Source organism: Rhizobium sp. H4, from assembly GCF_003013335.1.
Lineage (GTDB): Bacteria > Pseudomonadota > Alphaproteobacteria > Rhizobiales > Rhizobiaceae > Rhizobium > Rhizobium sophoriradicis.
Genome location: NZ_PSOW01000012.1, coordinates 181,332 through 207,027, shown reverse-complemented (window position 1 = coordinate 207,027; position 25,696 = coordinate 181,332). Strand labels below are relative to the sequence as shown.

At 62.0% G+C, this 25,696-nt stretch carries 26 protein-coding genes and 2 tRNA genes; 20 read left to right on the top strand and 8 right to left on the bottom strand.

What is annotated here, in order from left to right; all coding sequences use genetic code 11:
• Positions 1-119 precede the first annotated feature (119 nt).
• Positions 120-329 carry a cold-shock protein gene (locus tag C4N04_RS20015; RefSeq protein ID WP_003545273.1) on the top strand — a complete coding sequence of 70 codons (210 nt, stop codon included), beginning with the start codon at positions 120-122 and terminating at the stop codon, positions 327-329.
• A gap of 163 nt (positions 330-492) precedes the next feature.
• On the opposite strand, the gene C4N04_RS20010 is transcribed toward C4N04_RS20015, so the two are convergent.
• Positions 493-993, bottom strand: coding sequence for a MarR family transcriptional regulator (locus C4N04_RS20010; protein ID WP_106796837.1), 501 nt, complete (start codon positions 991-993; stop codon positions 493-495).
• A gap of 58 nt (positions 994-1,051) precedes the next feature.
• On the opposite strand from C4N04_RS20010, the gene C4N04_RS20005 reads away from it, so the two are divergent.
• Both C4N04_RS20005 and C4N04_RS20000 read left to right on the top strand, forming a co-directional pair.
• The gene (locus C4N04_RS20005; RefSeq protein ID WP_106796836.1) at positions 1,052-1,456 is read left to right on the top strand and encodes a GFA family protein; all 405 of its coding nucleotides are present in this window, start codon (positions 1,052-1,054) and stop codon (positions 1,454-1,456) included.
• A gap of 73 nt (positions 1,457-1,529) precedes the next feature.
• Positions 1,530-1,967 (top strand): nuclear transport factor 2 family protein, encoded by a 438-nt coding sequence (locus C4N04_RS20000; protein ID WP_106796835.1) that lies wholly within the window; start codon positions 1,530-1,532, stop codon positions 1,965-1,967.
• A 15-nt stretch (positions 1,968-1,982) separates the two neighbouring features.
• Here the strand turns inward: C4N04_RS20000 and C4N04_RS19995 are convergent, their stop codons facing one another.
• On the bottom strand, positions 1,983-3,173 hold the full coding sequence (locus C4N04_RS19995; RefSeq protein WP_106796834.1) for an MFS transporter: 1,191 nt from the start codon (positions 3,171-3,173) through the stop codon (positions 1,983-1,985).
• 138 nt (positions 3,174-3,311) lie between these two features.
• On the opposite strand from C4N04_RS19995, the gene C4N04_RS19990 reads away from it, so the two are divergent.
• Entirely contained in the window at positions 3,312-3,869 is a 558-nt protein-coding gene (locus C4N04_RS19990) for a TetR/AcrR family transcriptional regulator (RefSeq protein WP_038686776.1), read from the top strand.
• A gap of 5 nt (positions 3,870-3,874) precedes the next feature.
• Here the strand turns inward: C4N04_RS19990 and C4N04_RS19985 are convergent, their stop codons facing one another.
• Entirely contained in the window at positions 3,875-7,378 is a 3,504-nt protein-coding gene (locus C4N04_RS19985) for a hybrid sensor histidine kinase/response regulator (protein ID WP_106796833.1), read from the bottom strand.
• A gap of 223 nt (positions 7,379-7,601) precedes the next feature.
• Here C4N04_RS19985 and mscL point away from each other — a divergent pair, with 223 nt between their 5' ends.
• The 5 genes from mscL (at position 7,602) to C4N04_RS19960 (ending at position 13,152) form a co-directional block, all read left to right on the top strand.
• Entirely contained in the window at positions 7,602-8,048 is a 447-nt protein-coding gene (mscL, locus tag C4N04_RS19980; RefSeq protein WP_106796832.1) for a large conductance mechanosensitive channel protein MscL, read from the top strand.
• A gap of 327 nt (positions 8,049-8,375) precedes the next feature.
• Positions 8,376-9,542, top strand: a complete 1,167-nt coding sequence (locus C4N04_RS19975; protein ID WP_106796831.1) for a pyridoxal phosphate-dependent aminotransferase — start codon at positions 8,376-8,378, stop codon at positions 9,540-9,542.
• 208 nt (positions 9,543-9,750) lie between these two features.
• Positions 9,751-10,785, top strand: a complete 1,035-nt coding sequence (gene galE, locus C4N04_RS19970) for a UDP-glucose 4-epimerase GalE (protein WP_106796830.1) — start codon at positions 9,751-9,753, stop codon at positions 10,783-10,785.
• A 138-nt stretch (positions 10,786-10,923) separates the two neighbouring features.
• The gene (locus C4N04_RS19965) at positions 10,924-11,976 is read left to right on the top strand and encodes an enoyl-CoA hydratase/isomerase family protein (RefSeq protein WP_106796829.1); all 1,053 of its coding nucleotides are present in this window, start codon (positions 10,924-10,926) and stop codon (positions 11,974-11,976) included.
• Between the two features lie 237 nt (positions 11,977-12,213).
• Positions 12,214-13,152, top strand: coding sequence for an MBL fold metallo-hydrolase (locus tag C4N04_RS19960; RefSeq protein ID WP_106796828.1), 939 nt, complete (start codon positions 12,214-12,216; stop codon positions 13,150-13,152).
• A 173-nt stretch (positions 13,153-13,325) separates the two neighbouring features.
• Here C4N04_RS19960 and C4N04_RS19955 read toward each other — a convergent pair whose 3' ends face one another.
• Both C4N04_RS19955 and C4N04_RS19950 read right to left on the bottom strand, forming a co-directional pair.
• Positions 13,326-15,386 carry an ATP-dependent helicase gene (locus C4N04_RS19955; protein WP_106796827.1) on the bottom strand — a complete coding sequence of 687 codons (2,061 nt, stop codon included), beginning with the start codon at positions 15,384-15,386 and terminating at the stop codon, positions 13,326-13,328.
• Positions 15,387-15,487: 101 nt separating this feature from the next.
• Positions 15,488-15,754, bottom strand: a complete 267-nt coding sequence (locus C4N04_RS19950) for a hypothetical protein (RefSeq protein ID WP_106796852.1) — start codon at positions 15,752-15,754, stop codon at positions 15,488-15,490.
• A gap of 163 nt (positions 15,755-15,917) precedes the next feature.
• Here C4N04_RS19950 and C4N04_RS19945 point away from each other — a divergent pair, with 163 nt between their 5' ends.
• Positions 15,918-16,181, top strand: coding sequence for a hypothetical protein (locus C4N04_RS19945; protein ID WP_096768834.1), 264 nt, complete (start codon positions 15,918-15,920; stop codon positions 16,179-16,181).
• Positions 16,182-16,466: 285 nt separating this feature from the next.
• Here C4N04_RS19945 and C4N04_RS19940 read toward each other — a convergent pair whose 3' ends face one another.
• Positions 16,467-16,712, bottom strand: a complete 246-nt coding sequence (locus tag C4N04_RS19940; protein ID WP_009996061.1) for a DUF982 domain-containing protein — start codon at positions 16,710-16,712, stop codon at positions 16,467-16,469.
• Between the two features lie 861 nt (positions 16,713-17,573).
• A tRNA-Thr gene (locus C4N04_RS19930) sits at positions 17,574-17,648 on the bottom strand.
• Between the two features lie 155 nt (positions 17,649-17,803).
• Here C4N04_RS19930 and C4N04_RS19925 point away from each other — a divergent pair.
• The 10 genes from C4N04_RS19925 to C4N04_RS19880 all read left to right on the top strand — a co-directional run bounded on the left by C4N04_RS19925 (position 17,804) and on the right by C4N04_RS19880 (position 23,792).
• Positions 17,804-17,998 (top strand): hypothetical protein, encoded by a 195-nt coding sequence (locus C4N04_RS19925; protein WP_106796826.1) that lies wholly within the window; start codon positions 17,804-17,806, stop codon positions 17,996-17,998.
• Between the two features lie 92 nt (positions 17,999-18,090).
• On the top strand, positions 18,091-19,383 hold the full coding sequence (gene murA, locus C4N04_RS19920; protein WP_038686791.1) for a UDP-N-acetylglucosamine 1-carboxyvinyltransferase: 1,293 nt from the start codon (positions 18,091-18,093) through the stop codon (positions 19,381-19,383).
• Between the two features lie 156 nt (positions 19,384-19,539).
• A complete protein-coding gene (locus tag C4N04_RS19915; protein ID WP_096768833.1) occupies positions 19,540-19,971 on the top strand; it encodes a DUF2948 family protein in 432 nt (143 codons plus the stop codon).
• A gap of 51 nt (positions 19,972-20,022) precedes the next feature.
• Positions 20,023-21,321, top strand: coding sequence for a histidinol dehydrogenase (gene hisD, locus C4N04_RS19910; protein WP_096768832.1), 1,299 nt, complete (start codon positions 20,023-20,025; stop codon positions 21,319-21,321).
• Between the two features lie 4 nt (positions 21,322-21,325).
• Positions 21,326-21,799, top strand: a complete 474-nt coding sequence (locus C4N04_RS19905) for a UPF0262 family protein (protein WP_106796825.1) — start codon at positions 21,326-21,328, stop codon at positions 21,797-21,799.
• A complete protein-coding gene (locus tag C4N04_RS19900) occupies positions 21,796-22,281 on the top strand; it encodes a low molecular weight phosphatase family protein (RefSeq protein WP_170961363.1) in 486 nt (161 codons plus the stop codon). The genes C4N04_RS19905 and C4N04_RS19900 overlap by 4 nt, the downstream gene beginning before the upstream one ends.
• A gap of 122 nt (positions 22,282-22,403) precedes the next feature.
• A complete protein-coding gene (gene infA, locus C4N04_RS19895) occupies positions 22,404-22,622 on the top strand; it encodes a translation initiation factor IF-1 (RefSeq protein ID WP_003545338.1) in 219 nt (72 codons plus the stop codon).
• Between the two features lie 55 nt (positions 22,623-22,677).
• Positions 22,678-23,298, top strand: coding sequence for a Maf-like protein (locus C4N04_RS19890; protein WP_012482617.1), 621 nt, complete (start codon positions 22,678-22,680; stop codon positions 23,296-23,298).
• A gap of 31 nt (positions 23,299-23,329) precedes the next feature.
• Positions 23,330-23,542 carry a DNA gyrase inhibitor YacG gene (gene yacG, locus C4N04_RS19885; RefSeq protein WP_106796824.1) on the top strand — a complete coding sequence of 71 codons (213 nt, stop codon included), beginning with the start codon at positions 23,330-23,332 and terminating at the stop codon, positions 23,540-23,542.
• 174 nt (positions 23,543-23,716) lie between these two features.
• Positions 23,717-23,792: transfer RNA gene (locus C4N04_RS19880), tRNA-Phe, on the top strand.
• A gap of 233 nt (positions 23,793-24,025) precedes the next feature.
• Here C4N04_RS19880 and C4N04_RS19875 read toward each other — a convergent pair.
• On the bottom strand, positions 24,026-25,114 hold the full coding sequence (locus C4N04_RS19875; RefSeq protein WP_077992603.1) for a glycosyltransferase family A protein: 1,089 nt from the start codon (positions 25,112-25,114) through the stop codon (positions 24,026-24,028).
• Positions 25,115-25,696 lie beyond the last annotated feature (582 nt).

Sequence of the window (25,696 nt, the reverse complement as noted above, 5' to 3'; positions counted from 1 at the left end):
GAACTTTGAAACGGCGCTTGCGTCGTTCCTGGCGACCTTCCTCCAAAATCGGTTTTCATCGCCGCTTGGGCTTTGCCCGGGCTGCAATCTTCTATGAGCGATTCGAAAAGGATATCGTCATGAGCACAGGTACAGTAAAGTGGTTCAACGCAACCAAGGGCTTCGGCTTCATTCAGCCGGATGACGGCGCAGCCGACGTTTTCGTCCACATCTCCGCCGTCGAGCGTGCCGGCATGCGCGATCTCAAGGATGGCCAGAAGCTGTCTTACGAGCTCGTCCGCGACAACAAGTCCGGCAAGATGTCGGCAGACCGCCTCCAGGCGGCCTAAATCTTGACGCGTCCTCTTGGACGCGTGGAGCTTTGAATATCATCTCCGGATCGTGACCACGGATGTACTGGCACGGTTCGTTGAGATGGCAGGGAAGGTCGGGTTAGCCCGGCCTTTTTGCGTTTCTGGCCGGCAGGCCAGAGGGGGCGCTCAGGGTGCGACCTCAACCTCCGGACGCCCCGTCACTCTCCAGCATCGCCATCACCCGCGCCATGACAGCCCGCGCCGCGTCGAGCTCGGCCGACGTAAACGCGGCGCCGAGCCCATCCGCCCATCCGGCCTGCGCCACCTCGATCACCCCCAGCCGCTCGGCCCCTTCGTCCGTTAGCCGCACCAGCTTCGCCCGCTGGTGCTCCGGATTGTCGGCATAGGCGATCAGCCCTTCGCCCGCCAGCACGTCGGCAAGCCGCTGCACACCCTGGCGGGCGAGGCCGAGCGCGCGCGCGATTTGCGCCACCGACATGTCGCCGCGCCGCGCCGCCGCCAACACCTGCCAGCGCGCGCTCGTCTGTCCCGCGGGCTTTGCCAGCCGGTCGCCGGCCGCGATCAGATGGCCGGCAAGACGAAGGGCCGTGATCGCGAAAGCGGAAAAGGCGTCCCCTTCCACGGTTCGCTCCGGTCGCTTTTGTTTGACAACATGTTGTCTATTCTGTATCTCATCCATCGTGACAACATATTGTCATAGTTCTGCGCCCGCTGCAACGCCGAAGGAGGAGATCACCATGAAGAAGACCTACAGAGGAAGCTGCCATTGCGGCAAAGTGCACTACGAGGTGGACATGGACCTCGAAGCGGGCACCGGCCGCTGCAATTGTTCGATCTGCGCCAAGCGGCGCTATTGGGGCGCCAACGTCAAGCCGGAGGACTTCCGGCTGATGTGCGACGAGGAGGAGATGTCAGACTACCAGTTCAACACGATGAGCGGCCATCACCGCTTTTGCCGCACCTGCGGCGTGTCCGCCTTCGGCGACGGTTATGTCGAAGCGATCGGCGGCGCCTATGTCTCGATCAACATCGCCTGCCTCGACGATATCACCCCTGAGGAACTGGCGGCCTTATCAGTCCGTTATGCCGACGGCAGGCACGATGCCTGGTGGAACGAACCGGCGGTGACGAGTTACCTCTGAAGCAATTCAGCAGCCGATGTCGGATCGTCCTCCTCCCGTTCGTCCTCTGTCCACAACGGAAAGGAGAACGACCGTGAAAGACGAAGCCAGGATCAACGAAGAGGCGATCATCGCCATGCTGATGATGCGGGCCAAGGCGCTGGGCGAAAAGAACGCCGCGGAGGCGCTTTCCTATGAGGCCGAGGATTCCGTCGAATTTTCGCTGGCGCCGCCGCTGGTCTACTACGGCCAGGACGAGGCGGGTCTGCAGGCGTGGTTCGACACGTGGGAAGGCCCGATCGGCGGCGAGGTACGCGATGCCAAGTTGACGGTCGGCGGGGGTGTCGCGTTCTGGAGCGGCCTCATGCATATGACCGGGACCAAGACCGATGGCGCCGAGGTCGATCTCTGGTTCCGCCAGACCCTCGGCATCGTCAAGCAAGACGGGCATTGGATCGTCGCTCACCAGCATGCCTCCGTGCCCTTTGCCATGGATGGCAGCGGTCGTGCATTGCTCGATCTCAAGCCGTGACGTGGGCCTTGTATGTCAGGCCATCATCCTGCGGCCACTACGGACAGCGATGATCCCGATGCCCATCAAAAGCAGGATGGCCGTCGCATAGATATCCGTCGTCAGGCCATAACCTGCCGATTTCGCCAGGAAGCCGGCAAGGATCGCCGGCAGGCTGAAGGCGAGATAACTCTGGACGTAGAAGGCGGCAAGCAGGCCTGCCCGTTCCTCCGCCTTGGCGAGCGGCATGATGGTGCCGATCGAGCCGAGGAAATTGGTGCCGAAGCCGGCGCCGGTGAAGACGGTGCCGACGAGAAGCAGCGGCACATTGGCAAGATGCACGCCGGCAACGACCGTCAGGATGCCGAGCGTTTTGGCCGACACGCCGAAACCGAGATTGGCCGATGCCGTCTTGCCGCGCCTGAGATAGACGGCGATTGCTCCGCTCACCATCAGCGCGGTCACGACAGCCCCGCCCGTCAGCGGCGCGCGGCTGCCGGTCGTGCTGGCGACCAGCGACGGTACCAGCGAGAGGTAGAAGCCGGCAAGCGTCCAGTTGGCGATGTTGATCGGCGTCACCAGCGACAGCGGCCGCTTCACCTGCGGCGGAATGACGACCCGCGGCATCAGCGAGCCGAGCGCGCCGGGTCGCCTGCCGCCCGTCTCCCGGGTCAGCCAGATGCCGCCCGCCTGCAGGGTGAAGGCGATGATCAGCAGCGCATAGGTGAGATGCATCGGGAACGGGCCATATTGGATCAAGGCGCTGGTGCCGACCGCGCCGACCACCATGCCGCAAAGCGGCGCGATCGAATTGACGATCTGCCCCTTTGCCCGATCGACATCGACAAGCGCCGCTCCGAGCGAAGCGCCGGCAATGCCGGTCGCCACACCCTGAACGGTCCGTGCCGCGATCAGCCAGCCGGGGCCGTTGGCGACGACGAACAGCCCCATGGCAAGGATTTCGAGTAAGAGGGCTGAGAAGATCACCGGCTTCCTGCCCAGATGGTCGGAGATCGAACCGGCGATCAGGAGCGCCGCCAGCAGGGCGAAAGCGTAGACCGCGAAGATCACCGTAATCACCACCGGCGAGAGCGAGAAATTCTCCTGATAGATGCGGTAGAGCGGCGTCGGCGCCGCGGAAGCGCCGAAGAAGGTGGCGAGCGTCAGCGCGTGAAAGCCGATCGAGGGGGCTGGCGCATTCTCTGTGGATTTGGCTGAGGCGAGCATATATAAGCCCCTTAAAGCTAAGCCGTTGCGTTAGCTCCATCTAAGGCGCTTGCGGCATAAAGGCAAATTCTTTGCGTTAATGCATCTTTCAAAGATTTTGAACCATAGAACTGGGAAGGCGTAAGTCGGGTTGCGGGCATGGCATTGAAAGAAAATCTCCGGCCGGGTGGCAGAAGTGCCCGGGTTCAGGCATCGGTTCACAAAGCCGTCCGCGAGCTGCTGGCCGAGATGAACCGCGCCGAGGTGACGATCCCGCTGATCGCTGCCAGGGCGGGGGTGACCCCGTCGACCATCTATCGCCGCTGGGGCGATCTGCAGGAGCTGTTGGCCGATGTCGCCGTCGAGCGGTTGCGGCCGGATATGCAGCCGGTCGATGCCGGCAGCGGCAGGGCCGACCTCGAAGCCTGGGCCGAGCAATATGCCGAGGAAATGTCCTCCGGGCCAGGCCGTGAGATGATCCGCGATGTGCTGGCGGCGCAGGCCGGCGCCAATGCCTGCAAATGCGCCGAATATACGCGCCAGCAGATCGTCGTCATTGCCGACCGGGCGAAGGCGCGCGGCGAGGCCTTTCCCGATGTCGACCGTGTCATGGATGAGGTCGTGGCGCCGATCATGTACCGCATCCTGTTCGGCGACGTGCCGGATGCCGCGCGTGTGCGCTCTCTCGTCGCACGCCTCATGACCACGACGGACTGAATCTCTTACTCTGCGGCTGCGCGTTTGAGGCCGGATATTTGAGTGATATACGCGCGTAGCGCCGCCGGACGTACCGGTTTGTGCTGAACGGCGATGTCGTGCCGCTCGGCCTCGCCGCGCACCTCAAGCGTGCGGTCGGCGGTGATCAGCAAAGCCGGGAGATCCGTGCCGAACTGCCGGCGCAGGTGCAGGATCGCGGCAATGCCGGTGCCGTCGTCGAGATGATAGTCGGCAATGACGAGATCCGGCGGCCCGCCATCGCCATCGCTTGATATGACGTCTGCGAGGCAGTCGAGCGCCCTGACCTCGCAGCCCCAGCCGCTGAGCAGCAGCCGCATGCCTTCGAGGATCTTCGGCTCGTTGTCGATGCACAGGATCTTGAGCCCCTTTAGCGGCTGCCCGCCGCGTTCGGCAGGGGCGACGGCTGCCGCGGCTTCTGCCGGGCGCGAAGCGTCGAGCGGCATGGCGATGCGGAACTCGGTGCCTTTGCCATGCGTCGAATGCAGCTCGACCCGATGATTGAGCACCCGAGCGATGCGGTCGACGATTGAAAGGCCGAGCCCGAGGCCGGAAGCGGTTTTCGCCCCTTCGTCCAGCCGCGCGAATTCCTTGAACACGGTGCGGAATTTCGACGGCGGAATGCCGATGCCGGAATCGATCACCTGGATAATCACCTGATTGCCGCGCCGCCGCGCCCCGACCAGCACCTTGCCGGTGATCGTGTATTTGATGGCGTTGGAAACGAGGTTCTGCACCAGCCGGCGCAGGAGGTTGGGGTCGGAGCGCACGCGCAGCGACGTCGGCATGACCACCAGCTTCAGCTGTTTTTCCCGGGCGATCGGCGCGAAATCGGTCTCGATCCGCTCCAAGAGGTCGGAAAGCGCGACGGAGGCGAGCCGCGGCCGCATAGCGCCGGTATCGAGCCTGGAGATATCGAGCACCGCGCCGAGAATGGTTTCGACCGATTCCAGCGCGGAGTCGATGTTGCGCACGATCGGGCTGTTGTCGGATTGCGCCATGCGCTCGACCAGGGCGGAGGAATAGAGCCTGGCGGCATTGAGCGGCTGCAGGATGTCGTGGCCGGCGGCGGCAAAAAAGCGGGTCTTGCCGATATTCGCCTCGTCGGCCGCCGCCCGCGCCTCGGCGAGTTGGCGGTTGACGCGGGTAAGCTCGGCCGTGCGTTCGGCGACGCGCTGCTCCAGCGTCTCGTTCGCCTGCTTCAGGGCCTGGTCGGCGTTGACGCGCTGGGTGATGTCGGTGAAGGTGGCGACGATGCCTTTGTCGGGCATGGCGTTGGAGCGCACCTCGATGATCCGCTCGCCGCCGCCGAGCACCAGTGAGAAGGGCTTGTCGAGCGTCAGGAAGTGCCGCACCGTCTGCTGCTGATCGCCGGGCGCGATGTCGCCGCGCTGGCTGAGAATGGTGACGATCTCGGAGAGGGGAAAGCCGACCTGGCCGGCATTCTCCGGCAGATCGAGCAATTGCCGGAAGCGCCGGTTCCAGATGGTCAGCCGGTTGGAACTGTCGAAGACGGCAATGCCCTGGTCCATCTGCGACAGTGCGGTCTGCAGCATGTCCTGGTTATATTGCAGCGCCTCGCTCGCTTGGTCGAGCAGCCAGGCGGTGTCGGAAGAAGCATCCTCGATCTTCTGCAGGATCAACGACAGCACCAGGCGGGCCGAGGATGAGCCGATGGCGCTGCCGAGCAGCTGTTCGCTGAAATGGATCAGCGCCATGTCGGCCGGCTGTTCGTCCTCCAGCTTGCGGCCGGAGCTTTGCTCATAGGTCGTCAACGAGCGCTGCATGCGCTCCTCGCCGAGATAGCGCGAGATCGCCGCCTTGAGGTCGCCGACGCTGATGCGGGTCTTCCAGCCGCGCGTGGCAAATTGCGAGCGCGAATGCCGCTTGACGAAGATGCCGGCCTGGATGCGTTCCAGCGGCCTGGCATTGCGGGTGAGCGAGCCGACGATGACGAAGGCGGTATTGACGAGCAGGCTCATCACGGTCGCATTGACCAGCGGATCGGCGTCGGGCGCGGTAAACAGCGTCGCGCCGGGGAAGATGAAGCCGAGCACGGCGCTTGCCACATAGGAATAATCGGGGCCGCCGAGCGAGGGCAGGAACAGCAGATAGACCCAGATGACGAAGCCGGACGTCAGCCCGAGGATGGCGCCGCGCGCATTCGCCCGCCGCCAGATCAGCCCGCCGAACAGGGCAGGGGCGATCTGCGCGATCGCCGCGAAGGAGAGAAGGCCGATCGAGGCAAGGCCGGCCGTGCTGTCGGTCGAGCGGTAATAGGCATAGCCGAACAGCAGCACGGCGAAGATGGCGCTGCGGCGGATGTTGAGCAGCGTCTTGGCGAAATCGTCGCGCTGGCCGGTGCGGCCGGCAAGTTTGCGCCTGAGGAAGATCGGCATGATGATGTCGTTCGACACCATGATCGACAGCGCCACGGAATCGACGATGACCATCGCGGTTGCGGCAGAAAAGCCGCCGATGAAGGTGATCAGCGTGATGACAGGCATCTCGCCGGCCAGCGGCAGCGACAGCATGTAGAAATCGGCATTGCCGGTGCCGCCGAAGGTCAGCAGCCCGCCGATCGCCACCGGCAGGACGAAGAGATTGATCGCGACGAGATAGGTGGGAAACAGGAAGCCCGCGAGTTTCAGCTGTTTCGCCGTCCGGTTTTCAACGACCGTTACGTGGAATTGCCGCGGCAGCAGGATGATGGCGAAAGCCGACAGCATGATTAGGGTAATCCAGCGGCTGATCGGCGTATGGTAATTCAGCGCCGACATGACCAGGCTGTTTTCGACGGTCTTTTGCCAGAGATCGGCGGGACCGTCGAAGAGAAACCAGATGACGCAGACGCCGGCCGTCAGGAAGGCGACGAGCTTGACCACCGATTCCATCGAAACCGCGAGGATGAGGCCGTCCTGGTGTTCCGTCGCATCCGTATGCCGCGTGCCGAACATGATGGCGAAGCAGGCAAGCACCAGCGTCGCGGCGAGCGGCAGGTCGACGAAGTAGAGATTGCCGCTGCCGATGCCGTAATCGGACGGGTTGACCATGGCGCTGACGGTGCTGGAGATCGCCTTCAGCTGCAGCGCGATATAGGGAATGGTACCGATCAGCGAGATCAGCGCGACGATGGTGGCGACCGTCGGGTTCTTGCCGTAGCGCGCGGCGACGAAATCGGCGACCGAGGTGAGCTTCTCCGCCTTGGCAAGCTCGATGATGCGGCGAAGCAGCGGCATGCCGAGGGTGAAGACCAGAATGGGACCGATATAGATGCCGGCAAATTCCAGGCCGCGTTGCGCGGCAAGCCCGACGCTGCCGAAATAGGTCCAGGAGGTGCAGTAGATCGCCAGGCTCAGCGCATAGACCACGGGCCATCCGCCTTCCAGCGCACCCGGGCCGCGGTTCTTGCGGTCGCCATAGCTGGCCACGGCGAAAAGCAGCAGCAGATAGCCGAAGGCAGACGCGAATATGACCCAGCCTGGAAGCATTGACTCTCCGCCGGCGAGAAGCCGCCGGCACCTCCCGCAATGCAGATGAGCTTAAGTCATTTCAGGAGCCTTGAAAATTCCCGCCCGTCTACGCCTTAAGTCAAAGACTGCACGCGGGAGTTCGGCCCGATTATTGCGATTTGCAATTGATTAATTGCAATGAAGATGTAGCTAATGAAAACAACTGCATATCTCTGAAATGGATCGAAGGGAGACGGATCGGATGCTCAATGAGTTCAAAACCTTTATCGCCCGCGGCAATGTCATGGATCTTGCAGTCGGCGTCATCATCGGCGGCGCCTTCGGCGGCATCGTCAAATCGCTGGTCGATGACCTTATCATGCCGATCGTCGGCGCCATTATGGGCGGCTTCGATTTTTCCAATTACTTCCTGCCACTCTCCTCGGCCGTCAACGCGCCCACACTTGCCGCCGCCCGCGCCCAGGGTGCGGTCTTCGCCTATGGCAGCTTCCTCACCGTTCTCATCAACTTTCTGATTCTGGCCTGGATCATCTTCCTGATGGTCAAGGGCGTCAATTATCTGCGCATGCAGGTCGAGCGCCAGGAAAAGGCCGCACCGGAAGAGCTGCCCCCACCGCCGGCGGATGTTCAGCTGCTGACGGAGATCCGCGATCTCCTCGCCACGCGCCCGACGGCTGATCGGGGCTGAAGTCGGCGGCTCCGTCCCATACCCACTGCTGTCCGTTCGTGTCGATAGCTGCCCCTCACCCTAGCCCTCTCCCCGTAAAAACGGGGAGAGGGGACGTGCCTTGCTAGAGGTCGGTGGGGACTGGAGAGATTGCGGCAGATCCCCTTCTCCCCGTCAGAACGGGGAGAAGGTGCCGGCAGGCGGATGAGGGGCAGGCGTCAATCTCCCAGCGGGATTTTTTCCGTCGGCCCAGCCCGGCCATTCATCACGAAAATCGATATAGCATCACTGGATATCATGGGATTTGCCGGCGCAAATCTTCTATGAAGGCGGAAACCGGAGATATGCATGTCGATCGTGAAAAGCCTGAGCCCGCGCGCCATGGCGGCGCCCGAAAGCGGGATCGTCGAAGTCGTCAATTATGCCCGCGGCCGGCAAGGCCTGCTGCCGCTCTGGGTGGGGGAAGGCGACCTGCCGACGCCTGATTTCATCAGCAGGGCGGCGATGGAGGCGCTTGCTTCAGGCGAAACCTTCTATACCTGGCAGCGCGGCATTCCCGAGCTTCGCCGGGCGCTGTCGGATTATTATTTCAGACATTTCGGAATCCGGCTTCCGGTCGAGCATTTCTATGTCACCGGCTCCGGCATGCAGGCGATCCAGATCGCCGTGCAGGCGCTGACCTCGCCGGGCGACGAATTCGTCTATCTCACCCCGGCCTGGCCGAATATCGCCGCCGCGCTCGAAATCGCCGGCGCGCGCGCCGTCGGCGTCGAACTGCAGTTCGAGGGCGGCAAATGGGGGCTCGATCTCGACCGCCTCGCAGCCGCGATCACGCCAAAGACCCGGGGTCTTTTCATCAATACGCCCTCGAACCCGACCGGCTGGACCGCAACCCAAAAGGATCTCGGCGAAATCCTCGCCCTTGCCCGCAAACATGATCTCTGGATCATGGCGGATGAAATCTACGCGCTCTATCACTTTGCTGGCGGCCGAGCGCCCTCCTTCCTCGACATCATGGAAGAGGGCGACAAGATCATCTTCGTCAATTCCTTCTCGAAGAACTGGTCGATGACCGGCTGGCGCGTCGGCTGGATCGTCGCTCCGCCCGAGATGGGACAGGTGCTCGAAAACCTCATCCAATATTCGACATCGGGCGTGGCGCAGTTCATGCAGAAGGGCGCCGTCGCGGCGCTCGATCAAGGCGATGATTTCGTGCGCGCCAACATCGCCAAGGCCGCCCGTTCCCGCGACATCCTCTGCGATGCGCTGATTGCCACCAACCGCGTCGAGACGCTGAAGCCGGACGGCGCACTCTATGCCTTCCTGAAGATTGACGGGGTTACCAACAGCCGCAGGGCCGCGGTCGACATCGTCGACAAGACGGGCGTCGGTCTCGCCCCCGGAACCGCTTTCGGCGCCGGCGGCGAGCTGTTCCTGCGCGCCTGTTTCCTGCGCGACCCCGGCCAGATAGCGGTCGCTGCCGAGCGGCTCTGCGATTATATCGTCAAGCTCTGAGAGGGCCGGCGAGAGCGCGCGCCGGACCGATTTTGCGCCGGAACGGCCGGATCGCTAAAACTTGAGCAAAGCCCGAAATCGGCCTCTAACCACGACTCCAAACATAAGCGTTGAAAGGGTCCCGAACGGCCCTGCGATAAGAAAATTGGAAAGAAAAACCGGCGCCTGATGCCCCTGCTTCTAAAAAGCGAAAGCAGGGGTGTGGGACATGGCGGTTTTGGTGACGGGCGGGGCCGGTTATATCGGCAGTCACATGGTTTGGGCGCTCATCGATGCGGGCGAGGATGTGGTGGTGCTCGACCGTCTCTCCACCGGCTTCCGCTGGGCCGTGGCGCCGGCGGCGCGTTTCTATCTCGGCGACATTGCCGATCCCGACATCTTGAAGAAGATCTTCATCGAAAACGACATCGAGGCGATCGTCCATTTCGCCGGCTCCGCCGTCGTCCCGGTCTCGGTCGCCGATCCGCTTTCCTATTACGACAACAACTCCGGCAAGACCCGGGCACTTCTCTCCGCCTCGATCAAGGCCGGCATCCGCAATTTCGTCTTTTCGTCGACGGCGGCCGTCTACGGTCAGCAGCAGAACGACCTGCCGGTGAAGGAGAATGCCTCCCTCAATCCGGAAAATCCCTACGGCCAGTCGAAGCTGATGACCGAATTCATGCTGCGCGATGCCGCCGCCGCCTATGATTTCAACTATGTCGCGCTCCGCTATTTCAACGTCGCCGGCGCCGACCCAGATCACCGCACCGGCCAGTCGACGGCAGGCGCCACGCATCTGATCAAGGTCGCCTGCGAGGCAGCACTCGGCAAACGCGACAGCGTCCATGTCTACGGCATCGACTATCCCACCCATGACGGCACCGGCGTGCGCGACTACATCCATGTCACCGATCTTGCCGATGCCCATCTGAAAGCGCTGCAGCATCTGCGCAGGGACAAAGGCTCGCTGGTTGCCAATTGCGGTTATGGCAGCGGCTATTCGGTGCTCGACGTCTTGAACATGGTCACCCGCCTGCACGGACATTCCTTCAAGATCCATATGGCGCCGCGCCGTCCCGGCGATTCGGCAAGCGTCGTCGCCGATGCTTCGCTCGCCCGCCAGGTGCTCGACTGGAAGCCGCGCCACAATTCGCTGGAAACCATCGTCCAGAGCTCGCTCGATTGGGAGCTCTTCCTGTCGAACAGAAATGTCGACGACCTGCACAGCATCCACCGGGCGCTTGCCGCCGCATCCTTTTAAACGGTGCTCGGCGGCAGCCTGTTTACAGGCTTGCCGGAAATGCTCTGGAGCGATGCCGCATCGTCGTCTATGCATGGTTTCAAGCCTTTCCTTGGCAGAATGTCTGACCAGGAAAGGCTGGAACAGCGGAGGTGAACCATGCAGGACAGCGAAGTCATCATCGAGCGGCGAGGCGCTGCCGGCATCATCCGGCTCAACCGGCCGCGGGCGCTGAACAGCCTGACGCTGGCGATGATCCGGTCGATTGCCGAGGCGCTTGACGGTTTTGCCCGCGATGCCGACGTGGCGATTGTCGTGGCGACAGGGGAAGGCGAACGCGGCTTCTGCGCCGGCGGCGACATCCGCGCCCTGCATGAGAGCGCCCGGGCCGGCGACGGCCTCGCCGGAACCTTCTGGCGCGAGGAATTCCGTCTCAACCATCAGATCGCCGTCTACCCCAAACCCTATGTCGCGCTGATGGACGGCATCACCATGGGCGGCGGTGTCGGCCTGTCCGCGCATGGCCGCCACCGCATCGTCACCGAACGCACCCGCCTTGCCATGCCGGAAACCGGCATCGGCTATGTCCCCGATGTCGGCGCCACCTGGCTTCTGCCGCAGGCACCCGGTGAAGCCGGGACATGGCTCGGCCTCACCGGGCTCGATATCGGCGCGGCCGACGCGATCCACTCCGGGCTTGCCGATGTTCAAATCGCTTCCTCGCGACGCGGCGAGGTGATCGATGCGCTGTCCACACTACCATGCGGTAGTTCGTCGATTGATGTCGATACCGCCTTGCAGGCGTTTGCGGAACCTCAGGGTGAAAGCCGGCTGCGGCAGAACGCAGCGGTGATCGACCGTGCGTTTTGTTTCGACAGCGTCGAGGAGATCCTCGCGGCGCTCGGCCGGGAGGCGGGAGAGTTCGCCGACGAGACGCGCCGCGTACTGCTGGCGCGTTCGCCGACCAGCCTGAAGCTCGCTCTGCATCTGCTGAGAGCCGGCCGCCGCAGCGCGTCGCTGGCCGAATGCCTCGGCCGTGAACTCGGCGCCTGCCTGCAGATGTTGCACAACCCGGATTTCTTCGAGGGCATCCGCGCCGCCGTCATCGACAAGGACCGCAATCCGAAATGGTCGCCGGCGTCGGTCGAGGCCGTGGAGCCGGCAATCCTGGAGCGTTTCCTGAAACCGGCCGACCCACCGCTTTCGCTCTGACGCCGCACCTCTGAATACCGAGTGCCGGCACAGTTCGGCGGGCGATAACCGATGCTTCTTCACGCCAGCCTCTTCACTACCAAACCTTCGCGACGGCCGGCTGAAGCTATAGGCTGGCCTATCCTAAGGCGTAGCCTTTCCTCTCCCTTGACCTGATCGACCGTCAGCACGCCCCGACATAGTGTCCGCGACGTGACCCCTAACCGACATCTCGATCACGCAAAACAGGAGCGCATCATGTCGCAGGCAGAAGCAAAACCCCGTACGACCGGTCAGCAGGAGCCTGGCAGGCCGAAGCCCGAAGAGTTGGTTCCGTCGCGCTATGCGGTGCGGATCGGTGAAATTGAAGTGCTGATTATCAGCGATGGCGTGTTGCCGCTCCCGACTGCGATGCTGGGACACAACGCCGACGCGGCTGACCGGGCAGTCTGGCTGGACGATATGTTCCTGCCGCGAGACGCTTTCGACTGGGCGTTGAACGTGGTCCTTGTGCGCAGCAGCGGGCAGACCATTCTCATCGACGCCGGGCTAGGCTTGGATCCGGACTTGAACTTGCCGCGCGCCGGACAGTTGATCAAGCGATTGGAAGCCGCTGGCATCGATCTGACATCGGTGACCGACGTGGTACTTACCCACTTGCATATGGATCACATCGGCGGGCTGCTGGTCGATGGCGTGAAGGACCAGTTGCGTGCTGATCTCAGGATCCACGTTGCGTCCGCAGAGGCCAAGTTCTGGGAGGCGCCCGATTTCAGCCACGTGTCGATGCCGCCCGGCTTTCCGGATGCGCTTCGGGCAACGGCAAAGCGATTCCTCAGCGAGTACGGCAGCCATCTCAAGCTGTTCGATGAGCGGTCCGAGGTGGCGCCGGGTGTGGTCGTCCAACGCACCGGCGGCCACACCCCCGGACACAGCGTGGTACGGCTGGCATCCGGCGGTGACCGCCTGACATTCGCCGGCGATGCCGTGTTCGCGGTCGGGTTCGAGCACCCCGACTGGTACAATGGTTTCGAACACGATCCCGAGGAAGCCGCTCGCGTTCGCATCGATCTTCTCAGGGAGCTGGCAGCGAACGGCGAACAGCTGGTGGCCACCCACCTGCCGTTCCCGTCGGTCGGTCGGGTGGCGGTCGACGGTGACGTCTTCCGTTGGGTGCCGGTGTTCTGGGACTACTAAGCGCCCGCCAGGTCAGGGCCGAACCAAAGCGCGTCGTATGGATCGGATTCCATGCGGCGCTCAGAGCATGATGCCGAAAAGTGTGAGCGGTTTTCGGGCGACATCATGCTCTAACTCTTTAATTCAGAGCAGGATTCAGATTTTAGGCCGACCGGGCCTAAAATCATCCTGTTCTAGCGCCACATGCCGCGCATACGGGCGCCGACATCGATGCGCACCTGCCGCGCCTGCGCTTGAGCGGCGGCATCCGATTTCACCTGCGGCCAGCTGCAGGCCTCGAAGAATTGCAGCAGGGTCGCCGGAATGAAGCGGCTGCGCGAGGCATAGACATGCCGGTCGCCCTGCGCGTTCTGCCCATAGGTGAAGAAACGCTGCGGCACGACGAGGTCGAGACCGTCGCGGGCACGCGTCATCGCCACATAGAGCAGCCGGCGCTCCTCCTCGATTTCGGCGGTGGCGCCGACGGCAAGATCGCTCGGAATGCAGCCGTCGACGACGTTCAGCATGAAGACCCTCGTCCATTCCTGGCCCTTGGCCGAATGGATGGTCGACAGAATGAGATAATCCTCATCGAGCAGCGGCACGCCGGCCTGGTCGCTGGTCGCATCCGGCGGGTCGAGGGTGAGCTCGGTGAGGAAACGCTCGCGCGAGGCATAACCGACGGCAATCTGCTCGAGCTGTAACAGATCGGCCTGCCGCGTTGCCGCGTCCTCATGCAGACGCTCCAGATGCGGCGCGTACCATTGCCGCGCTAGCTCGATTTCCGCCGGCCAGCCGGCCTTGCCGGATTTGATCTCCTGCAGCATCGAAACGAAAGCCGCCCAGTCCTCGCCGGAGCGCGGCGGCGCCGGCATGGCGGCGAGCGCCGACAGCGGGCTCGCATCCTCGGCCATCAGGTCGAGCGCCTTCTGCGCCGTCGACGGCCCTACGCCCGGCAGGATTTGCATCAGCCGGAAACCCGCCACCCGGTCGCGCGGGTTCTGGGCGAAGCGAAGCGCGGCCAGCATGTCCTTGACATGGGCGCTGTCGAGAAATTTCAGCCCGCCGAACTTGACGAAGGGAATGTTGCGCCGGGTCAGCTCAACCTCCAGCGGCCCGCTGTGATGCGAAGCGCGGAACAGCACCGCCTGCTGCTTGAGCTTCAGGCCCTCTTCGCGATTGTCGAGCACCTTGTCGGCAACGTAACGCGCCTGATCGGCCTCGTCGCGCACGGTGACGAGGCGCGGCCGCTCGGCCGATTGCCGCTCGGTCCAGAGATTTTTGGTGAAGCGCTCCGAGGCGAGATCGATGACGGCGTTGGCGGCTGTCAGGATCGGCTGCGTCGAGCGATAGTTGCGGTCGAGCGTGACGATATTGGCGGGCGGGCTGAAGGCGGCGGGAAAATCGAGGATGTTGCGCACCGTCGCTGCACGGAAGGAATAGATCGACTGCGCATCGTCGCCGACGACGGTCAGTCCCCGACCGCCGGGCTTCAGCGCCATTAGGATCGAGGCCTGCAGCCGGTTGGTGTCCTGATATTCGTCGACCAGCACATGGTCGAAGCGGCTGCCGATATCCTCGGCGATCACGCTCTCGCCGACCATCTGCGCCCAGTAGAGCAGGAGGTCGTCGTAATCGAGCACATTCTGGCTCTGCTTGGCCTCGACATAGCAGGCAAAAAGCTCGCGCAGCTGTGTTTCCCAGGCCGCGCACCAGGGGAAGGCGTCGCGCAGCACCTGGTCAAGCGCCGTCTCCGAATTCACCGCCCTGGAATAAATGGCAAGGCAGGTGCCCTTGGCCGGAAAGCGGCTTTCCGTCTTGGAGAAGCCGAGATCGTGCCGGATGAGGTTCATAAGGTCGGCGCTGTCTTCGCGGTCATGAATGGTGAAATCGGCGTCGAGGCCGATCTGCTTGTTATAGTCACGCAGCAGCCTGGCGCCGATGCCATGGAAGGTGCCGGACCAATGAAGCGCATCGGTCATGACGCCGGCCTTCGAACCGAGCACGTCGCGGCAGATGCGCTCGACGCGCCGCGCCATCTCGGCGGCGGCCCGGCGCGAGAAAGTCATCAGCAGGATGCGGCGGGGATCGGCGCCCTTGACGATCAAATGGGCGACCCGATGCGCCAAGGTATTCGTCTTGCCGGAACCGGCGCCGGCGATGACCAGCAGCGGCCCGGCAATATGGCTGCCGTCGGTGAGCGTGCCGTGCTCGACGGCCATGCGCTGCTGGGGATTGAGCTTTTCGAGATACATCCAGCCGTCCGGTCGGGCTCCCGCAGAATCACCGCGAGAAGATTAGATGTTCCTTGAATGTTCGCGATTGTCGGCGATGTCAAGTCGGGAACCGGCAATCCTCAATCGGGGAAATCCGGCCCCACTTCGCGACGCACCAGTTTCAGGCTGCGGTCCGGCTGAAGAATATAGGTCTCCTCCACGCGCTGGCCGCTCTCATTGTAGAACTGGTTGTAAACGGCGCTGCCGACCGGCGACTTGGTCAGCTTGGTTCGCGGTTGGCCGCCATAGGTGATGCTGCCGGGGATGGGGTCGAGCGCCGGGCTGTCGGCCGAGGAGCAGCCGGCCAGCAGGGCGCCGGCAAAAAGGGCGGGCAGTAGCGCTTTCATCGTCGTCATTCCTCTCGGACTGCCGCCAGATATGGAACGGCGGTGCCTTCCGCCAAGGGTGCAACACCACAGTCCCGAAGATATCACTCGCACAGGGCCAGGTAACGGAACCAAACACCTTCCCACGTGTTGAAATGCCGGATCTGAAACGCTGGAGACCATCATGCAGACGCTTCCTCGCCTCTGGGCGCCCACTCTGATCATCGGCTGCGGTGTCCTTGCCGGCTCGGCCCATGCCTCGCTCGAAACCGGCACGGATTATTCCGCGCTTCCGAAGGACCAGATCGCGCTCAACGAATATACCGAAACGACCGCCTGCACGCCTGTAGAGCCGCACTATCTGCCGTCATTCATCCGCACGGGCGACGGCACGATCATCGGTGTCGGGTATATCGAGGTGGAAAATGCGGGTGACGCGGCCTGCTGAAAATCCGATCTGCTCTGAAGCATGATGCCGAAAAGTGTCGGCGGTTGTCGGACGACATCCATGCCTGGCGTTCGAACGAGGCTCGCCTGCTTGTCCGGTGACGAGCCTCTGACCATCATCATGATGGCTGGGTGTTTTTTATCGAAACAGCTGTCTCAGGCGCAACGCCTTTTGCGCCCAAACCCGGCAACGGCTCGATCCAGGGTTAAGTAAAAATTAAACAATGTATCGTTCCGGCACGCCTTGCCGAACAAATCGGAAAACAGCCGCGCGTTCCTCGCCGTGTTAATGCAGCAGCTTCAGCTTCGCCTCTTCGGCAGCCGCCAGGAATTCGGCTCTTGCCTCTTCCACGCTCTTGCGTCCGTCGAGTGCTGCCCGACAGGTGCTGCGCGCCTTGATATAATGCAGTCCGCGCGCGCTCGGCCAGAGATCCGCCAGGCATTTCAGCGCATCGAACGGCCCGTTGACGGTTCTGAGGTCAGCGCCTTCGAAACCGACCTTGACCGGGTCGTGCCATTTTTCAGTTGCCATCGATGCTCCTCCAGGGTTTCGACAGAACTACGGTGCAGCGCCCGCCTATCCTCAGGCGAGACACGGCCATGATAGCCATTCTAGCGAGATTTTTGCGGTCAACAATGGTGAATCGTTTGTTGCTGGTGAAACGGAAATGCCACCTGGCGACACGCGATCGTAGGATTCGAAGGGGGGACGCCCGTACGCGAAGGAGAGGCCTTCAATAAACCATAAGGTGCAGGCCCGTATCGCTGATCCGTGCTCCGCAAGCTAAGAGTTCAACATATGGTTAGGCGGAAATCTGATCCAGACTGCTATTTTCTATGGCGCGCTGGCAATGCCGCCTCTTGCCCACGGCGCGGAGATATCGGCTGAAGAATCCTTCCTCGTCCATATTTCCATCGAAACTGTCCCGCGAATGCAGCGGGAATATCTGCGGGTCAACCTTCAGCGGCTGGGGAAGAGGGAGACGATAGATATCGCCTCCCATGTGGCATCAGAGAGTGTTGATCGATAGTATGTAGAGGGCATATTTGACGGGGTTAACGGACTGCCCCACGAACCAATTCCAGGTCAAGACGTTGTGGTAACTGGCGAATTGGTCGAACGGTGGCAGTTATCCCCGTTCCGACCCTATTATCTCGAAGCGACCGAAATCCCCGATTGTACGGGCATGCTGTCCGCTTCCTGCGGATGGCTGCCCCTCACCCTAACCCTCTCCCCGTAAACGGGGCGAGGGGACGTGCCCTGCTAGGGGCCAGCGAGGGACGGAGACGTTGCGGCATATCCCCTTCGCCCCGTTTACGGGGAGAAGGTGGCGGCAGCCGGATGAGGGGCGGCCGGGCACACGAGATATGATGTTATTGCCTGAAAGAAAACTGGTGCTGCCGAGTGGGATTGAACCACCGACCTCACCCTTACCAAGGGTGTGCTCTACCACTGAGCTACGGCAGCAGGACCAGGACCCGTGTGAGCCGGGCGGCTCAATCGCGGGAACGGGGCGGCTATTGCCACAGCTTGACGACAAGCGCAAGCCGCAAATTCCAACTTCGCGTGGATTGCGGTGTAGGGGACTTTTGGATCGGCGCGAATTCGGCTAATCCTGTGACATGAACAACAAGACCGAAACCGGCCACCAGAGCCGCAAAGAGGCAATCGAGGCACAGGCGAAACTGCGCCGCGAGCGCGCCGCCGAAAAGCTCAGGGAAAATCTCAGCCGACGCAAACAGCAGGTGCGCGCCCGCCGTTCCGGCCAGGCCGACGAAACAAATGGGCTGCCCGCCGCAAAAATGGACGAATCGTAATGTTCCGTCCGGCACGAATTGAAGCCTCTTAAGAAATCCCCTAAACACCCCCACTCCTCTTTCAAGCCAGAACTTTCAGGAAGTAAGCGCACATGGATCGTATCAGAATCGTCGGCGGTAATGAGCTGAATGGCATCATTCAGATTTCCGGCGCCAAGAATGCCGCACTGCCGCTGATGATCGCCTCGCTTCTGACCAGCGACACGCTGACGCTGGAAAACGTGCCGCATCTGGCCGATGTCGAACTTCTGATGCGCATCCTCGGCAATCATGGCGTCGATGTCGCCGTCAACGGCCGCCGCGAGCGCCAGGAGGATTCATACGCCCGCACGATCCATTTCACCTGCCGCACCATCGTCGATACCACCGCTTCCTATGAACTGGTCTCGAAGATGCGCGCCTCGTTTTGGGTTATCGGCCCGCTCTTGGCGCGCGAAGGCCATTGCCGGGTGTCGCTGCCGGGCGGCTGCGCCATCGGCACGCGCCCAGTCGATCTCTTCATCGAAGGCCTGACGGCGCTCGGCGCGACCATGGAGATCGATGCCGGTTACATCAACGCCAAGGCCCCGGATGGCGGCCTGATCGGCGCGCGCTACACCTTCCCGAAGGTTTCCGTCGGCGCCACCCATGTGATGATGATGGCGGCGACCCTTGCCCGCGGCACGACTGTCATAGGCAATGCCGCCCGCGAACCTGAAGTCGTCGATCTCGCCAACTGCCTGAACGCCATGGGCGCCAAGATCTCAGGCGCGGGCACCGCGACCATCACAATCGAAGGCGTCACCTCGCTGTCCGGCGCCCGCCACCGCGTCCTGCCGGATCGCATCGAGACCGGCACCTATGCGATGGCCGTTGCCATGGCCGGCGGCGACGTCGTGCTCGAAAATACCGATGTGTCGCTGCTTGAAACCGCGCTGGAAACGCTGCGCCGCGCCGGCGCGGATATTTCCGCGACCAACAACGGCATGCGCATCAAGCGCAACGGAGCCGGCATCAAGCCGGTCGATATCGTCACCGATCCCTTCCCGGGTTTCCCGACCGACCTGCAGGCGCAGTTCATGGCGCTGATGACCCGCTCGTCCGGTATCTCGCACGTCACCGAGACCATCTTCGAAAACCGCTTCATGCACGTGCAGGAGCTTGCCCGGCTCGGCGCCAGGATCACGCTGTCAGGCCAGACGGCGAAGATCGAAGGTGTCCAGCGCCTGCGCGGCGCGCCTGTTATGGCGACCGATCTGCGCGCTTCCGTTTCGCTCGTCATCGCCGGCCTTGCTGCCGAGGGCGAAACCACGGTCTCCCGCGTCTATCATCTCGATCGCGGTTTCGAGCGGCTCGAGGAGAAGTTGACCCGCTGCGGCGCCGTCGTCCAGCGCATCAGCGAGTAACAGAGACCTTCATTCCGGTTGCGAAATCGGTCGCAGCATCTTATTTCCCTTGTCTAACGCATCGCCATTCCGGCGGTGCCTGTTAAAAACAACAGCATGATGTCGTCCGAAAAGCGCTCACGCTTTTCGGCATCATGCTCTGGGGATTGAGCCTGAATGACCGACCTGAAGCTTGTTGCGCTCGATGACGAGGACCTCGCGATCATTTCCGCGCATATGCAGGATAGCGTCTTCAAGGTCGGTGACATCGACTGGTCGCCGCGCGGTGCCCAGTTCGCGCTTGCCGCCAATCGCTTCGTCTGGGAAAGTGCCGTGCGCAAGCGCAGAGGGTTCGAGCGCCGCCGCGCTGCCTTGGTCTTCAAGCGGGTCCTGGCCGTGCGTTCGCTCGGCATCGACCGTGGCGAGCGAGATGAAGTGCTGTCGCTGCTGGCGCTGCGCTTCGAGAAGAAGGGCGAGGGGCCGGATGGCACGGTCGAGCTGGCGCTGTCGGGCAACGCCTCGATTGCGCTCGATGTCGAATGCATCGAGGTGCAGATGGCCGATATCGGCGGTGCATGGCAGGCGGCTTCCAAGCCGCGCCATCCCTGACGCGCAAGACGTTTGAATGTTGCGGTTTCGAGTTGAGAAGGAATATCGGCCTTGGCAATCTGGCTGGATCAGGCATCGGAAGGTTTCGAGCAGCATTTCGCCGCTTTCCTGACGACGAAGCGCGAAGTCTCCGAGGATGTGAACGCCGTTGCGCGCGGCATTATCGATGACGTCAGGGCCCGTGGCGATGTGGCGCTTGCCGAATATTCGCTGAAATTCGACGGCATCGATTTCGCCACCGTGCCGATGCGCGTCACGCCCGAAGAGATCGATGCCGCCGTCGAGGCGGTGCCGTCGGAAGTGCTGGGGGCGCTGAAGCTCGCAGCACTCCGCATTGAATCCCATCATCGCCGGCAGCTGCCGAAGGACGATATCTACGAGGACGATCTCGGCGTCCGTCTCGGCTCGCGCTGGACGGCGATCGAGGCGGTCGGGCTCTACGTCCCGGGCGGCACCGCGAGCTATCCGAGTTCGGTACTGATGAATGCCGTGCCGGCCAAGGTCGCCGGCGTCGACCGTATCGTCATCGCCGTTCCGGCCACCGGTGGCGCCGTCAATCCGGCGGTGCTGGCCGCCGCCAGGCTTGCCGGCGTGACCGAGATCTACCGCGTCGGCGGCGCCCAGGCGATCGCCGCTCTCGCCTACGGCACCGAGACGATCGCGCCGGTCGCCAAGATCACCGGGCCCGGCAACGCCTATGTCGCCGCCGCCAAGCGCCACGTCTTCGGCACCGTCGGCATCGATATGATCGCCGGCCCCTCCGAGGTGCTGGTCATTGCCGACAAGGACAACAATCCCGATTGGATCGCCGCCGATCTTTTGGCGCAGGCCGAGCACGATGCCAGCGCCCAGGCGATCCTGATCACCGATGATGTCGAATTCGGTAAGGCGGTGGAGCAGGCGGTCGAACGCCAGCTGCAGACGCTGAACCGCGCGGATACGGCAGCCGCCAGCTGGCGCGACTTCGGCGCGGTCATCCTCGTGGCCGATCTGAAACAGGCCATTCCGCTCGCCAATCGCATCGCTGCCGAACATCTCGAGCTTGCCGTCGCCGATCCGGACCGGCTGCTCGACGGCATCCGCAATGCCGGCGCGATCTTCATCGGCGCCCATACGCCCGAAGTGATCGGCGATTATGTCGGCGGGTCGAACCATGTGCTGCCGACGGCGCGTTCGGCGCGCTTCTCCTCCGGTCTTTCGGTGCTCGATTTCGTCAAGCGCACCTCGATCCTGCGCCTTGGGCCGGGTGAGCTGCGCACCCTCGGCCCGGCGGCGATCGCGCTGGCGGTCTCCGAAGGCCTCGATGCCCATGCGCGATCGGTCGCGATCCGCCTCAACCTCGAAAGGTGAGGGCATGGCGGCGGGCGATTTCCGGCTTTGCGACGTCGTCCTCGACGATACGATCGGCCGTTCGACGCCCGATGTCGAGCATGAGCGTGCCGTCGCCATCTTCGATCTGATCGAGGAAAACAGTTTTGCGCCGATCGGCCATGCCGGCGGACCCTACCGGCTGAACATCTCGCTGGTCGATTCGAAGCTGGTCTTCGCCATCACCACGGAAGAGGGCGGCCATGTCGCCACCCATATCCTGTCGCTCACGCCTTTCCGGCGGATCGTCAAGGATTACTTCATGATCTGCGAGAGCTATTATGAAGCGATCCGTTCGGCGACGCCGAGCCGCATCGAAGCGATCGATATGGGCCGGCGCGGCATCCACAACGAGGGGTCGCAGACGCTGAGGGACAGGCTGGCCGGCAAGATCGAAGTGGATTTCGACACCGCCCGGCGGCTGTTTACCCTGGTCTGCGTGCTCTACTGGCGCGGATGACGGAGATGGAGCTCGCCGCCGATGTTGGGGAGGGAAAGAGGCCGGGCGCCATCCTCTTCATGTGCGGGATGAATGCCATCCGCTCGCCGATGGCGGAAATCATTGCCCGTAGCATTCTGCCCTCCAATACTTATATAAGGTCGGCCGGCGTTCGCGCCGGCGAGCGCGATCCCTTCGTCGATGTCGTGCTCGAGGAGATCGGGCTTTCCCTCGGGCGCCGCCAGCCGCAGACGCTTGATGAACTCGAGGACGATTATTTCGATCTGATCATCACGCTCTCGCCGCAGGCTCATCACGCCGCACTCGAGCTGACGCGTTCGAATGCAATCGACGTCGTCTACTGGCCGACCATGGACCCGACGGTTGTCACAGGAACGCGCGAGCAGATTCTCGAGAGCTATCGCGAGGTCCGCAATCACCTGGCCGGTCTCATCGAAAGCCGGCTGCTGAAACGAAATGGCATTGCCGCGCAATCGGCGTGAAAACAAATGACGGAAAGCCCGATCAACAAGGTTCACAAACCCGCCTTGATTGTGTAGTTTCCGCCCAAATTTAAAGGCGCGCGCTGCGCTGCCTCTTCAACCCACAGGAAGAAAACCACTATATGCCGAAAGAAGAAGTCCTCGAATTCCCGGGAATCGTCACCGAACTTCTGCCGAATGCGACGTTTCGCGTGAAGCTCGAAAACGAACACGAGATCATCGCCCACACCGCCGGCCGCATGCGCAAGAACCGCATCCGCGTTCTCGCCGGCGACAAGGTGCTTGTGGAAATGACGCCCTACGATCTGACCAAGGGCCGCATCACCTACCGTTTCAAGTAAGCTTGCCCGAGGTCCTGCAAGCGGTTTTCTCCCGTCTGCCGATGGTCGAGGTTCCATGGCGCTGAAATACAAGCTCATTCTCGCCTCGGGCTCTCCCCGTCGCGTCGACCTGCTAAACCAGGCAGGCATCGAGCCTTCGCGCCTGATGCCGATGGATATCGACGAGACGCCGAAGAAGTCGGAGCATCCGCGTTCGCTCGCCCGCAGGCTTTCGGCCGAGAAGGCGGAAGCGGCGCTCGCTGCCATCAAGGGCGATATCACCTGGAAGGGCAGCTATATCCTCTCCGCCGATACGGTGGTTGCCGTCGGCCGGCGCATTCTCGGCAAGGCCGAGTTCGCCGACGAGGCGCTGAGCTCGCTCCATCTTCTGTCGGGACGCAACCATCTCGTCTATACCGGCGTTTGTCTGGTGACGCCGGATCGCAAGATCCGCCAGAAAATAGTCGAGACAAAGGTGCGCTTCAAGCGGCTGTCCGGCTTTGAGATCGAGAACTACCTGGCCTCCGGCCAGTGGCGCGGCAAGGCGGGCGCCTACGGCATCCAGGGCCTTGCCGGCACCTTCGTGCAGAAGATGGTGGGCTCCTACACCAATGTCGTCGGCCTACCGCTTTATGAAACCATTGTGCTGCTGACCGGCGAAGGCTTCGATGTGCATAGCCGGTGGCCCGAGGCCTGAGCCCACGGCCAACGCCTTAGGACGGACCGATATGCCCGAATACAGGAAAGCCGCCGCCAAGGTCGAACCGCTGCGCAAGACGCGCCCTTGCCCCGAATGCGGCAAGCCGTCGAATCGCGAACATTATCCCTTTTGCTCCAACCGCTGCCGCGAGGTTGATCTCTCCCGCTGGCTGACCGGCTCCTATGCCATTCCCGTTGCCGTTGACGAGACGAAGGCCGATTATCCCGACGAGGAAAACTAGAGGCTCCACTGGCGAAGCTCTTATTTTTCCTGATGAATCGGGCAAATCCAGCGGGACCGTCAAAAAAGAGTCATTTGACGCTTGCCATGAGCGAACAAGATGCTATAACCCCGCTCGCTTCCGGGGCGAACCAAGGCCCCACGGTGCTTTTTAAGCACCATCGGAAGCAGGTTAGCCCAGGTAGCTCAGTTGGTAGAGCAGCGGATTGAAAATCCGCGTGTCACTGGTTCGATTCCGGTCCTGGGCACCATCAAAAATCTAAAGCAAAGCTTTATTGAGTTTCCTGGTCCTCGTTGGCCTGCGACAAGCCTTTCTGCAGTACCGGAGTCCTGATAAGCGAAATGCCCCGCCAGGACGGGGCATTCGTATCAGGGGTGCCGCGCTATTGAGGAGGCGCGGCAGGTAGAAGGATGACAGAGTTCGGAAAATCGTCAATTTACCTGAACTCATTAGCCCCGCCTCCGCACAGCATCGCCCAACCTCTCAGGGCTCGAGAGATGAACTTAGTTTGGCATCCACCCCTGCCAGCCGAACCAGGTGGCGTCTTGATCGTCGGCTCTCGTCAGGGGGCTCGACGGGCGGAATGCTCTTTAGGTCGAATTTCGATCTAAACTGGAGATCTGAATTTTGAATTTTTCGCCAGCGCAGCCCCTTTTGGAGGATACGCTGGACCACGAAAAAGGGATCGCTTCGTATTATCGACCAAAGGACCATGACTGACAAAGATGAACTCTTGGCTTGGCGAAATTGCCAGTACGCATATTTCCGAGTGGCGTTCATCGCACTTCGCGCAGCGTAGTGGGGCAGATGAGGATTTGCGGCGAGCGAACGCCTGACAACTTCCAGAGCGCCCTGACCCATCTGCAGGTGATTTGATGACATGTTGCCCGGATACTGGCGGTAGCCAACCAGCCGTTCCGGAATGACTTCGACAAGATAGCGCGCGGCCAACCTAAGTTCGAAATCGAGGTCTTCACAGCCGCCAATTCCTGCTGCTGCATATGAGGTATCAAACCCGCCAATTTCGAGCGCAACATCGCGACGAACAAGAAGCGCGCTCCCATTGCCAACGTATTTGAAAGTGAGATGCCGGGCGTAGATATATCCTCTTGCAACATCGGGGCGGTAGGAGCAAACGATCTCATCGTCTCGATTGATTATATGGTGCAACACATAAACAGCGGCCCACTCACGGGATAATCTGTGGAGCGCATTTACCTGCTTCTCGATTTTGGTCGAATGCCAGAGATCGTCCGCGTCAAGAAACGCCACATATGGCCCTGATGATGCCCTGATGCCGGTATTTCTTGCCGCCGCGACACCGCGGTTTGATGTGGACAGGAGACGAATTCGCGAATCCACCCTGGCCATTTTCTCGACCAATCTTGCCGTATCGTCGGTAGAGCCATCATTGACGACGATGATCTCAAGATTCGCATAAGTCTGTTGCACTGCGGATCGAAGTGTACGTTCGATGTACGGTGAAGCGTTGAAAGCGGGAACGACCACCGACACTAGCGGCCGGGTCAAATGGACAGTTTCCCTACGATCCTCAACTGAACAAGAAACCATACAAGATGATCTTCAGGTTGTTGCCGTGTGTAGAAGGGTGCGGCGGTGCCGGCCAGCGCTCGATGAGGTGCTCCGAAAGGCACTGATCCCTTTTGGCGATACTGCATACGAACTCGCCCCCTATGATACAACGATCGTAACATGTGGACATAATCCCGGAAAGGTAGACAAATGAGGTATATCCGGCGCACGCGGCCTTCAGCGGGGCGGCCGTGGCGCGAACTCCACAAGTACTGGACGGCCATCGATCGGGATAAGCCGACCAATCCTGTTATCACCGCCTCGGCCGCGGTCGTCCCAAAGCGCGTACCCGCCCCGGTCGAGGCGGGCCGGTTATGCCATCGAATGGAACCAACACCGGGCATTGCCGTTGTAAGCAGGAGTCCCACCATGAGCAACGTCCGTCAGGCGCCAACGAGATGGTGATGGTACTCCGAGGAGAACGCGCATGGATCTCACAACTCTTCTCATCATCGTTGTAATACTTCTGTTACTTGGCGGTGGCGGCTGGTACGGCCGAGGACGCTGGTATTAAACGACGGTCTACACGCACCACTGGGTTGACGAGCGCTCCGGCTGGAC